We start from the raw sequence: 13,696 nt of genomic DNA, 5'->3' as shown, positions 1-13,696 counted from the left end.
TAAATCTCACCACAAACCTGTATATACAAGTTTTATATTTTTATTCTAACCTGTATATACAAGTCCGTCAACAAAAATAAAATTACTTCTTTTTCATTTCATGATATAGTCAAAAAGCAAAGTGTATGGAAGGAGACATTACAATGCTGCAAGTAAGATTAATGGGAACACAAGAAGAAATTAATGAAGCAATCAAACAATTTGAACAGAACTACCATATAGAACATCAGTCAAAAGAATATACGCGAAGCGCTAATCCAAAATATGAGCACAAAAAAGATACTCGGGTGTATCTTTCTATGCATCCTAAAAAATAATTTCTTCTTTATTTCAGAGAAGAATAGTAGCTTTTACAAACTAAAGGATTTATATTATAATTTCAGTATTTACTATAACATCCGATTTGTATTTAAAAATCAGAAAGAGGCTTAAAAATGGCATATAACGACATATCTCTTAGAGAGAAAAGTATTGTGTTTATCGGCTTTATGGGGGTAGGAAAAACAACTATTGGAGAAATGGTTGCCAAAAAATTGTATAGAGATTTTGTTGATATAGATCAAGAAATCGAAAAAGAATTTAATATGCCTACTTCTCAGATTTTTAAAGAGCACGGTGAAACTTTCTTCAGACAAAAAGAAAAAGAAGTAATAAGTCGACTTTCACAGCAGCGCTTAAAAATCATTTCTTTAGGGGGAGGCGCTTTTTTACAAGAAGAAATTCAAGAGATTTGTTTATCTAACTGCATCGTATTCTTTTTAGATTTGTCTTGGGATTCTTGGAAAGAACGCATTAGTTTGATCATTGATAGCCGTCCTGTTTTACAAGGAAGAAGCTTAGAAGATATTGAAAAGCTATTTTACGACCGTCAAGCTATCTACTCAAACCACCATTCAAAAGTTGAAACTGATAATTTGGATATCGAAGAAGTAGCTAACTATATCGTTGATTCATTAAAAACAGCTTGGGATATTTATCAACCTTAATGAAATAAAGGTTTGTTCTCTCAACAAGCCTTTACAAAAAAGACGTAGCTTAATGCTACGTCTTTTTTCATTCCTAATGGGAACTCATATAAAAATTGATAAAAAAGGCAATGGTGATTACATACATCATCCAATGAATTTCGCGATGGCGTCCTGTAAACAGTTTAATCGCTGTGTATGAAATGAAGCCGAATGCTAACCCTTCTGCAATGCTGTAGGTTAACGGCATCATGACAATTGTTAAGAAAGCGGGAACAACTTCAGTGAAATCGTCGAAGTTAACGTTTCGAATGTCACTTAGCATAAGCGAACCAATAATAATGAGTGCTGGAGCAGTAGCAACGCTTGGGATAAATTGAATAAGCGGTGCAAAAAACAAGGTAAATATAAATAAGATGGCAACCGTTAATGCCTTTAAGCCGGTACGCCCTCCTTCTGCAATACCTGTTGCATTTTCAATATACGTATTTAGCGCAGTGCTTCCAAAAATAGCACTCGCCATTGTACCAATTGAATCTGCTGCAAGCGCGCGATTTAAACCTGGAATTTTACCGTTTTTATCTACTAAGTTTGCTTTTTTAGATAGTCCAATCAATGTCGCTAGCGTATCAAATAATTCTACGATGGTGAAAGAAAATACAACTGAAAAAATGCCGTAGGCAACTGCACCCTTTAAATCCATTTGAAAGAATGTTTCTCCAACGCTTGGCGGCGTAGCTGAAAAGACGTCTTTCAGAGAATGGGGAACTGCTTGTACTCCTACAATCATTGCTAATATTGTCGTAGCAAAAATACTTATAATAAGAGCACCTTTTACATTTTTAGCCATCAGTACAGCTGCTAATATCAGCCCAAAAATAGCAAGTAACGGGCCTTTATCCATGACATTTCCAAGCCCTACGAAAGTAGACTCGTTTGCCACAACTAATCCAGCGTTTTTCAAACCGATAAACGCAACAAAAAGACCAATTCCAACTGCTATGGAAGACTTTAATACGTTCGGAATGGCATCAATAATCTTTCCGCGTATTCCTGTTACCGTTAAAACAAAAAATAAGACCCCGGATATAAAAACTGCTCCAAGTGCCGTTTGCCATGACAATCCTTGTCCTAATACTACTGAATACGTAAAAAACGCATTTAAACCCATCCCTGGACCGGTTACAATCGGGAAGTTTGCCCATAGAGCCATCAGTAACGTACTAAATACAATGGCATAAATGGTAGCTGCAAGAGCCGCTTCTCGAGGGATACCCGCGTCAGACATGATAATGGGATTGACGATTACCATATAACTGACCGTCATAAAAGTTGTAAGTCCTGCTAGTATTTCTTGTTTTGGTGTTGTGTTGCGCTCTGATAGTTTAAACAAGCGCTCTAATATTCCGTTACGCTCCAACACGCGCGCCTCCCTACTTCTAAAAAAAAATAAAAAATCCTACCTATTCGAATGTCCTAAAAAGGACACGATTTAGGAGGATTTTACGTTTCAAAGTAAAATCTTTTGTCCTATTATAGTCTTAATTTGTAGATATGCAAAGGTGGAAAACGCTATCATTATAAAAATTTTTATCTTCCGTTAGTTTGGAATTTTGAAAATTTATTTCTCTTATCTTTTTAGTCTGTTGCAAGAGTACTCTTTTTACTCATTTATACAAAAAAGAGATTGAAACATAACTAAATAAATCCATTCTAAAGACAAATAAATGGAATAACCGCAGAAGTCTACGCCTTGTCCTCCAATCAACAGCTAGAAGCAACTAAACAGATGAAACCTACGTTCACCTTGACAACAAAAAACTCAAATTATTAATCAATAATTCCGATTAATAATTTGAGCTTTACTTTTGTTAAAATACTTTTATCCCAGCCTCTTCTTCGTTTTACATCTTACGAAATTAAAAGTGGAATTCTTTTTAAAAGACGATCTATCGAATGATTTGCCTCTTTCAGCACAATTCCCTGGTCAATGGTTTTTAGCACGCGATTCTCCATCACAATTTCACCGTCAACCATTGTTAGTTCTACATCTCCTCGCGTTGCTGAATACACAACTCTGGAAATAGGGTCTACGCCGTAAGATGGAAAAGTATGAAGCTGATTTAAATTTAAAATGGCAAGATCCGCTTTTTTCCCAACCTCTAAACTTCCAATTTCTTTTTCAAGCCCAACTGCTTTCGCTCCGCCGATTGTAGCCATTTCGAGCACGTGTTTTGCATTCATGGCTGTTGGTCCGTAAGAGGGTTTATGAATCGTAGCGGCCAGCCTCATTTCGTTGAACATATCCAAATTATTATTACAAGGAGCACCATCAGCGCCAAGGCTTAAAAATACACCTTGCTCTAATAAACTGGGCACATCTGCGATTCCCGATGCAAGTTTTAAGTTTGAGCCTGGGCAATGACTGACTTTTACTCCTTGATTCTTAATAATTTGCTTTTCTTGATCGTTTAGCCACACACAGTGCGCTAAAATAAGGCGCTCATTGGCTAATCCTAAATGGTCTAAGTACATGATATTTCTCATACCCGTTTCAGCTTCTACAATGCGAATTTCTTCTTGATTCTCAGAAGCATGAGTATGGACATGAACATTATAGGCAGCTGATAAATGGCTCACTTCACGCAGCAAATCTTCCGTACACGACAGCACAAATCTTGGGGAGAATGCGTATCGAATACGACCGTTATTTGAATTATGCCATTTTTCAAGCAGCTCTACGCTTTCTTTAATCGAGTCAGCCGTTGTCTCCTGCAGAGCTTTTGGCAGATCGTCGCCTTTTTTATCCATCATTACTTTTCCTGCAAGAGCTCGGATTCCACTCTTAGATATAGCTTGAAAAGCAGAGTCTGTATGATGAACAGTTTCCATATCGACAATTGTTGTAGTCCCGCTTTGAATGAGTTCACCGATCCCTAACAGTGCTGAATAATAGATAGATTCTTCATCATGCGAAGCTTCAAGCGGCCATATTTTCTTCTTTAGCCAGTCTAGCAGCTCTAAATCATCTGCTTGCCCTCTAAAAAGCGTTTGACATAAATGAATATGAGTATGTATAAAGCCCGGCACAATCGTTTTATTTGCTGCGTCAATGACTTTATCTACCTTTTCCGGATGCAGATTTTTCCCGATGGCTGCAATACGATTTCCAACAATATAAAGGTCACCGTAAATAATATCATTCTTCTCATTCATCGTAATAATCTCTGCATTTTTAATTAATGTGTGCGTCATACCTTCTTTCCCCTCTTTCGTAACATCTATCTATTTCTAGCTCAAACCGAACACTAACATCTTCAAGCAATCTTTCTTACACTGGTCTTAAATATATATGGTGCATGCTCTGAGTTGAATAAGTGCAGGTAACCTCATGGGCGATAGAGACTTTGGGTAAAAAAAATTCCTAGCTGATTATACAGCTAGGAGGTTGGATTTATGATAAAATCCCAAGTCCCTTTTTCAAGAGGTTATACGAAATCGCAGGAGAATAATGTGATCTTGTATTTATAATATGGTGTTTTCAGTCTATATACCAGCTTTTTGTCAGAAGTTCTAACATTGTTTTTTTATTCTTTTTCACTATGTGACTTTTCTTGACACCCTTAATTTTCATGTTATGCAATTTATTCTCGTTTCTTCTATGTAATATTTACTAAAAATAAAGAATCTATCTTCTGTTTCTATACAAAACAGAAAAGTTATTTTATGATTTGTATGATTAAAAAACTACAAATCTATATTTTAGGGGTGATTAACTTGGAAAAAATAAATGTTGGCTGTCGTTTTACGCTTTCCGTTATGAGCGATAACTTCATCGATATTATTTTAAGCGCACTAAACGAAGTGGATATGTCTAAAGTTCAGCGAAAAACGGACCGTGTTAGTACGTTTATTGAAGGAACTGCCAAAGACGTATTTGAAGTTGTACAGGCCATTTATAAAAGTGCTGGAAAATCAGAAAAGCATATTGTGCTGAATGCCACGTTTTCAACAGGGCGTCACGAAGAATATTTCGAAGAAAGAAAAATAAACTCAAAAGAAAACATGCCTTTAAACCAACAGCTTTGTGCTTCGTTCCCTGTATCCACTCAATTTTCTTTGTATCCATTAGATACGCCGCATTATGTAGACATCATCAAAAGCGGAATTGGCGCAGTTAAACAACAGGGAGTATTTGCCGAAACCGTGCCTTTTGCAACAGCTTTAGAAGGAGATGTGGACAAAGTATTCGCTTCTCTATACGAATGCTTTATGAAATCTGTACAGCAAGCTCGTGTCGTGATGACAGTTAATATGTCAGCACACAGCCCTTCTTCAAAACGATAAATTACTTCTTATCTATTTATAAAGATAGAGTACTAGAAAGGATTTATATGAATATGGCTACAAAAAGAACGTTTTTTGCTTTTTCCCTGATAGGTGCATTATTATGTCTATTAGTCGTACCAAACTCTGTTCAGGCTAGTGAAAAACCTGCTCATTTAACGGTTGCTTCTTACACGCAGTTCTTGAAAGGGCAAGGTGATAAAAGTTCACTGTATGAATTTTCAAAACTGTCGCGTCAACAAAAACAAAAAGTTGTACAATCACTAAGGGATCCATCTCTGTTCAAAATGGATATTGAAGAGAGCAGCGGCACGGTCGAAGCTGCAAGTACAGCAGCATACGGAGCAAAAACGGCTTCACCTTTATTCAAAACAGCAGCTTATACGGCTTCTTATAAAGCGGCTGGATTTACAACAACAAAACTAACGGTGTATGTAGATTATTACACAAAAAGCTCCTCAGTAACTTCAGTCAAAAGTGTACGAGGTGTGGTCACAAAAAACGTAAACCCCCTTGTGTCTATTTCAAAAAAGAGCTCAAAATCTTGGGTACAAAATAATCGAGCCTACGGGCGAATTGACTGGCAGTGGAAAGTTGCAGCTAAAAATGCTGGAATCAAAAGACAAACCGCTTATGGTACGGCTTCCGGCGCTTCTGGCGGATCTACAGCTACAGTCAATTGATAATGAGGAATAAACGATGAAAAAAATGATGTGGTGGATTATTGGTATTACGGCCGGGGTGCTTTTACTAGGAATTCTGGTAGGTTATTTATCATTTTACAGCATATAAAAACAGCAGGTAATTTCACCTGCTGTTTTTTATCTAAATGTCATATTCTTGTCATAAAATTAAAACCTCCACTTCCAGTGTCTAAGTGCCTGTAAGAAGAGGTTGGGATCACAATTGTTAGTAAGCCTGGTCTCTTCTCATCTTTCAAGCACTGCTTGTGGGAGTTGGCACGGTTCTATAAAGTCCGTTGCCGAGGTTTCACAGGGCCTATCCCTCCGCCTCTCTTGATAAGAAGTTTGTCGAATTTTGTTGATAATTGTTGATAAGATAAATATTATGTTACATGCTGCACAAACAGATGTCAACTACTTTTCAGAAAATTGTTTTCCCTCTAAAACTATGATATCGCTACCATTACTATGACAACTAGGTTACAAATATATAAATTTTTTATATTTTTTTATTACGCTTTTACAGCTGACTTTTTCTCAAAAGAAGTAATAGCCTCATCTAGCATACGAATGCCGTCATCTATCTGTTCTTTTGTCACAGTAAGCGGAGGTACCATGCGAATAACTTCACTTGCATTTCCGCAAAAATAAAATAACACGCCTTTTTCTAAAGCTAAGTCCAAAATCTCGAATAAAGCGTCTCCATCTCCTTCTCCCGTATGCGGATTAACAATTTCAATTCCAATCATAAGTCCTAAACCACGGATATCTCCAATAACTGAATGTTTTTCCTTTAAAAGATGCAGCTTTTCTAATGCATAAGCGCCCATTTTTTTCGTGTTATCCAGCAGCTGTTCTTCTTTCATCACTTCAAGAGTTGCAAGAGCTGCTGAACATCCGATAGGATTCCCACCAAATGTTGTACTATGTGTGCCAAGAGGCCACTGCTTCATTAATTCTTGAGAAGCTACCGTTGCGCTAAGCGGAATTCCAGAAGCAATTCCTTTTGCTATAGCCATAATATCTGGTACAACATCAAACGTTTGGCCAGCAAACCATTCGCCGGTACGGCCAAACCCTGTTTGCACTTCATCGAAAATAAGTAATATTCCGTGACGATCACAAATCTCTCTTAACTTCTTCATCCAGCTTTTCGGAGGGATAATATAGCCGCCTTCTCCTAATACTGGTTCCAAAATAACGGCCGCCACTTCTTCAGGCGTGACTTGGTGCTTAAACAGTATTTCAAAATCTTTTTCAAGCTTTTCAGTAAAGTATACATCGCTGTCTAGCTCCGCAGGGCACTCTTTTGGATTGGCATATGGAATTTGATATGTCAGTCCCGAAGGCTGCTGAAATTGTCTATATTTGCTTTTCGATGTTGTAACACTTAAAGCTCCCATCGAGCGGCCATGAAAACACCCTAAAAAAGAAATAACATACGGACGCTTTGTAACATGCCTCGCTAATTTTAAGGCTCCTTCAATTGCTTCTGTGCCACTATTTCCAAAGAAAAAGCAGTCTAAATTGCCCGGCGTTACTTTTCCTAACTCATCGGCTAATTTTAATATCGATTCGTACATAATCACACCTGAAGGACCGTGCAATAATTGATCTGCTCCGTCTTTAATTGCTTTTACTACTTTCGGATGTCTGTGTCCTACATTTGTCGTAGCGATTCCAGAAGTAAAATCGAGATATTCTTTACCATCCAATCCATAATAATAGCATCCTTCTTCTTTCACAACGGGCAAATTCGGATGATCTTTAGCCATTGTCGGTGCTAGCAATTCAGGCATTCTTTCAAATAAGTGACTCCAATCTTTAGACATACTACATCCTCCTTGAAATTATACAAATCAATTAATCTTATTCCGAAATATAGTTACTTATTAAACAATATTAGGAAATCCAGTTATACTAAACGCTTTAATAGAATAGTAATAAAACTTATTTTACTATGCATTTTTATTAAAATCAATTGTATAAATATTTATATATAAAATTAATATGCGGAGTCTCACCCCTTCCGCTTTTCCCATAGGAGTCTTCGCCTTTCCCTCCAATCAACAGCCAGAAGTACTTACATATATGAAACCTGCGTTCACCATCACCATAAAAAAATCCGAACGATTAATCGTTCGGATCCTCCCTCAACTAAAATACTACTGTCACAGCCTCTTTAAGTATATTTATTCAAGATGTTTGGCATCATTGATTGTTTCAAGACGCCATTTTCCACTTTCATAAGCAAAAGTTGTAATCGATGTATTTTGTAAAATAGTAGTCCCTGTTCCTTGTTCTCCGCTTGTTACATGATGAATGAATGTATTAATTGCCGCCCCGTGACTAACAACTGCTACTTTCTTTCCAATAGACTCCTTCATAATTTCCGTTAAACGCCGAACCATCCGTTCTTGAGCGGCTTCGAGTGTTTCAATATTATATAAAGGTTCTTCTCCCCAATTTGTCGCATAGTTTGGCAAAAGATCATGCAGAACTTCTACGTTCTTTGATTCTAATTCTCCAAAAGAGCGCTCGCGCAGCTGCTCACAAACCTCGACTTTCTCTACTTTAGCAGCTGCTGCAATTTTCCTAGCCGTCTCCTGCGCACGAAGCAAATCGCTTGTGTAGACTACATCAATATGGATATCTTTAAAACGTTCCGCTACGCGTTTGGCTTGTTGCTTTCCTGTTTCGTTGAGCGGAATATCAGCATGCCCTTGAATAAGTTTGTTTTTATTCCAATCTGTTTGGCCGTGTCTAATTAAGTAAAGCATCGTAATCCCCCTTTAATCTCGTTTTAAAAATTGATAAACAGCTTTATCAACCTCTGAGCTTTCATGTAAATCCGAATGTGCTTCATGAAACGTTTGGAGATGAATGTGTTCGGTAAACTCTTGCAGTCCGTATGCACTTTCTACTGTTACCACTCCATCTGTCTTATCTCCCACATCTCCTGCTCCTGAAAAAACGTCGATCTCTTTTGAGAAATCTTGACGACTTTCGTATAGCTTGTTTAACGCCATAGAGTGAAAAGCTAAATCACGAGCCCCCATAGATTCAATATGATTGCGTGCATGAGGATACATCTCCATTAATTCCTGATAATCTAATCCTTGAATCGGCGATCCTAACGTAACTAACTTTTGAATATATTGAGGGTTAGCCAAACTAACTGCTGCTGCTGTTACTCCTCCCATACTATGTCCAACTAAATCAACAGAAGATGCTTTATATGTATCACGTACATCTTGCATAATAGCTTCAATCCATTTTTGCTGCTGTGCAATACTGGCATCTGGCTTTTTAAAGACGATATGAATAAGCGGGAGTTTTCCCTCTTTTGCTTTCATAATGTGCTTCCACTGAATAGCTCCATCTTTTTGAACGACGCAGTAAGCTACTTTAGTTCCCCATCCGTTTTGTTCAAATCGTTTAATCATTTTCCCTAAGCTTTTTTGACTGCCTAAATAGCCATGAATAAATAAAACCGGCACATTTTTCGATTGGGCGCCTCGTTTTATTTGTGGGGCAAAAATATAAAAACAAAGCGAAATAAATAATATGATACTAATCAATAAAATTAACAGCCGCAAGTTCTCACCCTCCGATCGTCTCGTCTATTACACTCATTAATAAAAAAATTTGGAGTAAATTTTATTCTGATACGTCCTGTAAGCTGCAGAACTTGTCATCTTTTTCTTGTCAACGAGCTGCTCAAAGCGCAAACGCTTTTCCGTAAGCATCTCTGTTAGCCTTTGTTCTTCATTAGCATCCGTGCATATAGAAATCAATTCTTCTATTGTAGCCATATCTCGTTTTAGCTCTTGTTCATCACTTATCATATTTGCATTTTTTAACATCCTATACGCTTGGCGCAGTTCTTCAGGTATATGTGATAAATCTTCTAACTTTAATGGTTTTCCTTCCCCAGGCAGCTTATCAAAGTCACCGTCTTTTATTGCTTGTCTAATTCTTTCTTCAGCAATTATATACGCAATATCCAAGGAAAGACCTCCTTTAAGAAAATATAAAATTCAATCTTGCCTTCTATATAAAAGATGTATAAAAAACACAGCTTTTATAACCGTATTTTTTATTATACTATGATTATAAAAATTGAACTACCTTCACTTCTTGGAGAGACTATCCTCCCTTTGTGAAATCGTTTCTAGAGCTTCACTCCTTTCACTAACGAACTTTCTTGAGCAGTTTGTTAACGAGCTGAAATTCAATAAACGATTCTGCATGAGGTTTTGTTATCTTATCTTACTATATTTATACAAAAAAGCCTCCTTACGCATGTAAGGAGGTGGAAAAAGGTAATTCTAAGGTCATCATGTTATGCCTACTTTCTATAAAACCACATTTTGATAGCGTTTTCAATGTTTTTTTATTACTTTACTAATTTTCTTTTCGTTTAATGAGACTCCGTACATATAACGAAGCCTCACCAAATTTCTACTCTTCTTTATCTGATGGAATCATAATTTCTCCTTCATGCTCTTGTTTTTTCAAAAGCAGCTGGAGAATCGTTTTAGATAGTTTACTAGGCTGATAGGGCTTAATCAGAAACTCACACACTCCAAGCTCTAATCCTTTGCTTCTTTCGTCTAAAGCAGATGAGATTAAGATAGGAATTTTTTCTGTCTCTGTATTTTCTTTGAGATGCCTTAAAACATCCCAGCCGTCTAACTTATTTTCTCCTAGCATGATATCTAGAACAACCACTTCAGGCTTTTGCTGATGAATAGAGTTTAATGCGTCTTCTCCGTTATTAAAATACCGAACGTGAAAGCCGCTTTCTTTTAATTCTACCTGTAAAAGCGTCGCTAAACTTTTATCATCTTCTACAATCACTACGCTTTTACGGTTATCATTCGCACTTATCATCATTTCTTCATCGTACTGAACTTCATGTAGAAGCGGGAGAACAACCGTGAATGTTGTTCCTTTTTTCCATTCTGATTGTACAGTAATGTCTCCACCATGAGCTTTTACAATTTCTTTTACAATTGCTAACCCTAGACCCGTTCCGCCAATTTTGCGCATATCGGAGTTATCTACTCTGTAGAATTTGGTAAACAAATGTCCTAGCGCTTCACTTGGTATACCAATTCCTTCATCTTGAATATCAATATAAACAGCGTGTTCCTTTTGATACACTTTAACTGTAACGTTCCCTCCATCGGGCGAATATTTTACTGCATTGCTAATTACGTTATTAAACAATTGCAGAAGCTTATCTTTATCTCCCATTACTGTAAAATGCTCTTGATCGGAAATCATATCAAATTCATGCTTACTTGTTTGTATGTTCTGGACCTCAATCACCTGCTTAATAAGCGGCAGAATGTCTTGATACTTTTTATCGTAGGTTTGTTTCCCCGCTTCCATTCTTTGGACATCCAAAAAATCGTTGATTAAAGAAGTTAACCGCTGTGCTTCCTGATAAATAGTAGTTAAATACTTCTTCTGTCTTTCTTCTTTTAATGTTTTGTTTAGCATAAGCTCAGTGAACCCTAATACACTTGCTAAAGGTGTGCGCAGCTCGTGACTCACAGTGCTTACAAATTCCGACTTCATCTGATCAACTTCAAATTCTTTCGTAATATCACGATGAACGAACAATACGCCAAACATCTGACGGTTTCGATATACGTATTCGCTATAAACTTTTATAACTTTTCGCTTACCTTCCGTGTGCAGATAATAAACAAAAGACTTTTCTACTTGCTCTCCCTTACAAATGGCTTTAACGTATTGTCTTAGCTCCTCTATATTTTCGACTTTTTGAGAGAGAGCATCTAGCCATTGATCGCGAGAAAGCTGAAGAAGCCCGCTTTGATGCTCATATTGAAACAATTCGCTAGTCTTCGTATTCACTTGTAGAATCGTACCGCTTGTATCTACAAGCTGCATTCCTTCTTGAATCGAATTTAAAATATCTTGAGATAGCAGTCTGTCATGCTCAGACTCTTCGTAAATATAAATTTTTTCAAGAGCAATCGTAATTTGTTTGGCCAATATTTCAAATGTCTGTAATTCATGTTCTGTGTATTCATCCGCGTAGCGGCTGTAAAACATATAGGCTAGCATATCTCCCTGTGAAGACAGCACCGGTACGATAACATCATACAAATAAAACGTTTGCCGATGATATAGGCGCTCATGTTCTATACACTCTCTTTTTACTACCATACATTTTTTCGTCTTTTGCACATGATCAATGTAATTATTATGAAGGTTTTTCATCATCTGTTGAACACTTGATGAAGATAGACCAAATGAAGCATGTGTCTTTTCATCGGTTAGCATAATAAAACCGTGATCAGCTTTCATTACTCGGCTCATGTTTGTGACAGCACTCGTGAGAACTTCTTGCTTTTGAAGAGAATTTGTTAGTCCATGCACAAATAAATTGCGCAATTCTAACTCGCCTTCTCGTTCCTTTGTCAATTCCAATGCGTGCTGAAGTTCATCTTGCTGACTGTGCAACTCATCTTGCTGTGCAATCAGCTCTTCATTTTGAGCCGTTAACTCCTGTTCGTTATTTTGCAAAGTCGATACCATTTTGTAAAAGGCCTGAGATAGCATACCGATTTCATCTCTTCTATGTTCATCAAATGTCATAGGCATTTCTTTTCCCGCAGCAATTTCGCTTGCCGTATATGCTAGCTGACTCAGCGGCTTTACAAACTTATTTAGCAATACCCGTGTAAGCAATAATAAAATGACCACTGTAAACGCTAAAAATAAAATAAAGAACGTTTGACTTTTCTGCATGTCACTCGACGTGTCATCGTACTGTGTATTTAAGTCTTTAGTTAATTCATTTTGGTAGTCATCAAGTTCTTTTTGCATTTGTTCTATTGATTTAGAAGCAGCCTTCCGCTCAGGACTAGAGCGGACTCCTTCAATGCCTTTTTTGTCGTAAATATCTTTAAAATAAGGAAGCGTTTGATTAAAATACGTGTTTAGCATCACCGTCGCTTCATTTACAAACGTACGTTCACGTCTATCTGCCGCTAGACCTGAAAGTCGATCAAGATTTTCTTCGATACTTTTTTGCTGACTTGCAGCCTCGTTATACATATCCTCTGAATCAAATGCAATAAACCCACGAGCCTGCAAAAAAGCTCTGTTCATTGATTTATCAATTGTAGATAGCAGCTGTGCCTTTTCCCGTACTTGTGCCCTGTACTGGGCATAATCAGCTGTAATTTCTTTTTGCCGTACAACAAGTACAGTTGAACCCGCCGCAAAAGCAAGTAAAAGGATACTTGCTAAGAAGATGAACTGGGTTGAGATACTTTTTCGTTTTAGTTTATTGTTCATCTAAAATTTCCTCAACACGTTCGGCTAGCAATAGGGGACTAAACGGTTTAGACATAAAATACGCAGCCCCTGCTTCTAACACCCGGCTTTGATCAGCAGATTGATTCTTAGCTGAAAGCATCAATACTTTTGTATGGCGCTTATCTTTCATTTCTTTCAGCTGCTGAATGACTTCAAGCCCGGTGAACACGGGCATCATATAATCCAAAATAATTAAGTCAAAATCACGTTCTTTAATAAATTCCAACGCTTCTTCGCCGTTTTCTGCTTCCGTCACTTCATGTCCTTCATCTTCAAGCGTATCTACCACTAACATACGAAGCACTTCTTCATCTTCCGCTAATAAAATTTTTGCCATTG

General features: G+C 37.3%; 12 protein-coding genes and 1 riboswitch. Of the genes, 4 read left to right on the top strand and 8 right to left on the bottom strand.

Translation table 11 applies throughout. The features are described 5' to 3' along the window. Positions 1 to 143: 143 nt before the first annotated feature. Positions 144 to 317: a YvzF family protein gene (locus CEQ83_RS04810; RefSeq protein ID WP_080754382.1), complete on the top strand. Its 174-nt coding sequence runs from the start codon at positions 144 to 146 to the stop codon at positions 315 to 317. A gap of 117 nt (positions 318 to 434) precedes the next feature. Next, complete coding sequence (locus CEQ83_RS04805) at positions 435 to 986, top strand: shikimate kinase (RefSeq protein ID WP_033578182.1); 552 nt, start codon at positions 435 to 437, stop codon at positions 984 to 986. 73 nt (positions 987 to 1,059) lie between these two features. Here CEQ83_RS04805 and CEQ83_RS04800 read toward each other — a convergent pair whose 3' ends face one another. Then, on the bottom strand, positions 1,060 to 2,385 hold the full coding sequence (locus CEQ83_RS04800) for an NCS2 family permease (protein WP_016763224.1): 1,326 nt from the start codon (positions 2,383 to 2,385) through the stop codon (positions 1,060 to 1,062). A 491-nt stretch (positions 2,386 to 2,876) separates the two neighbouring features. Further along, positions 2,877 to 4,220: a 5'-deoxyadenosine deaminase gene (locus CEQ83_RS04795; protein ID WP_034269732.1), complete on the bottom strand. Its 1,344-nt coding sequence runs from the start codon at positions 4,218 to 4,220 to the stop codon at positions 2,877 to 2,879. 522 nt (positions 4,221 to 4,742) lie between these two features. Between CEQ83_RS04795 and CEQ83_RS04790 the strand changes: the two genes are divergently transcribed. Next, positions 4,743 to 5,312 carry a YkoF family thiamine/hydroxymethylpyrimidine-binding protein gene (locus CEQ83_RS04790; RefSeq protein WP_028412201.1) on the top strand — a complete coding sequence of 190 codons (570 nt, stop codon included), beginning with the start codon at positions 4,743 to 4,745 and terminating at the stop codon, positions 5,310 to 5,312. 53 nt (positions 5,313 to 5,365) lie between these two features. Further along, complete coding sequence (locus CEQ83_RS04785) at positions 5,366 to 5,995, top strand: hypothetical protein (protein ID WP_034269729.1); 630 nt, start codon at positions 5,366 to 5,368, stop codon at positions 5,993 to 5,995. Positions 5,996 to 6,238: 243 nt separating this feature from the next. Beyond that, positions 6,239 to 6,338: riboswitch (SAM riboswitch) on the bottom strand. Between the two features lie 169 nt (positions 6,339 to 6,507). Here CEQ83_RS04785 and CEQ83_RS04780 read toward each other — a convergent pair. From CEQ83_RS04780 to CEQ83_RS04755, 6 genes are all read right to left on the bottom strand, one after another. Beyond that, the gene (locus CEQ83_RS04780) at positions 6,508 to 7,827 is read right to left on the bottom strand and encodes an aspartate aminotransferase family protein (RefSeq protein ID WP_028412199.1); all 1,320 of its coding nucleotides are present in this window, start codon (positions 7,825 to 7,827) and stop codon (positions 6,508 to 6,510) included. Between the two features lie 360 nt (positions 7,828 to 8,187). Continuing rightward, positions 8,188 to 8,775, bottom strand: a complete 588-nt coding sequence (locus CEQ83_RS04775; protein WP_028412198.1) for a histidine phosphatase family protein — start codon at positions 8,773 to 8,775, stop codon at positions 8,188 to 8,190. Between the two features lie 12 nt (positions 8,776 to 8,787). After that, positions 8,788 to 9,594 carry an alpha/beta fold hydrolase gene (locus CEQ83_RS04770; protein WP_028412197.1) on the bottom strand — a complete coding sequence of 269 codons (807 nt, stop codon included), beginning with the start codon at positions 9,592 to 9,594 and terminating at the stop codon, positions 8,788 to 8,790. A 36-nt stretch (positions 9,595 to 9,630) separates the two neighbouring features. Then, positions 9,631 to 10,005 (bottom strand): DnaJ family domain-containing protein, encoded by a 375-nt coding sequence (locus tag CEQ83_RS04765; RefSeq protein WP_014461362.1) that lies wholly within the window; start codon positions 10,003 to 10,005, stop codon positions 9,631 to 9,633. Positions 10,006 to 10,459: 454 nt separating this feature from the next. Continuing rightward, entirely contained in the window at positions 10,460 to 13,336 is a 2,877-nt protein-coding gene (locus CEQ83_RS04760; RefSeq protein WP_155017017.1) for an ATP-binding protein, read from the bottom strand. Further along, a complete protein-coding gene (locus CEQ83_RS04755; protein ID WP_155017016.1) occupies positions 13,326 to 13,694 on the bottom strand; it encodes a response regulator transcription factor in 369 nt (122 codons plus the stop codon). Before CEQ83_RS04755 ends, CEQ83_RS04760 begins: the two co-directional genes overlap by 11 nt. Positions 13,695 to 13,696 lie beyond the last annotated feature (2 nt).

It is taken from the genome of Priestia megaterium (genome assembly GCF_009497655.1).
GTDB lineage: Bacteria > Bacillota > Bacilli > Bacillales > Bacillaceae_H > Priestia > Priestia zanthoxyli.
This window is presented reverse-complemented; position numbering and strand designations above follow the sequence as displayed.

Coding starts and splice junctions, on each gene's coding strand:
- CEQ83_RS04805 (WP_033578182.1), top strand. CDS start 435: ATGGCATATAACGACATATCTCTTAGAGAGAAAAGTATTGTGTTTATC.
- CEQ83_RS04780 (WP_028412199.1), bottom strand. CDS start 7,827: ATGTCTAAAGATTGGAGTCACTTATTTGAAAGAATGCCTGAATTGCTA.
- CEQ83_RS04810 (WP_080754382.1), top strand. CDS start 144: ATGCTGCAAGTAAGATTAATGGGAACACAAGAAGAAATTAATGAAGCA.
- CEQ83_RS04795 (WP_034269732.1), bottom strand. CDS start 4,220: ATGACGCACACATTAATTAAAAATGCAGAGATTATTACGATGAATGAG.
- CEQ83_RS04785 (WP_034269729.1), top strand. CDS start 5,366: ATGGCTACAAAAAGAACGTTTTTTGCTTTTTCCCTGATAGGTGCATTA.
- CEQ83_RS04775 (WP_028412198.1), bottom strand. CDS start 8,775: ATGCTTTACTTAATTAGACACGGCCAAACAGATTGGAATAAAAACAAA.
- CEQ83_RS04755 (WP_155017016.1), bottom strand. CDS start 13,694: ATGGCAAAAATTTTATTAGCGGAAGATGAAGAAGTGCTTCGTATGTTA.
- CEQ83_RS04760 (WP_155017017.1), bottom strand. CDS start 13,336: ATGAACAATAAACTAAAACGAAAAAGTATCTCAACCCAGTTCATCTTC.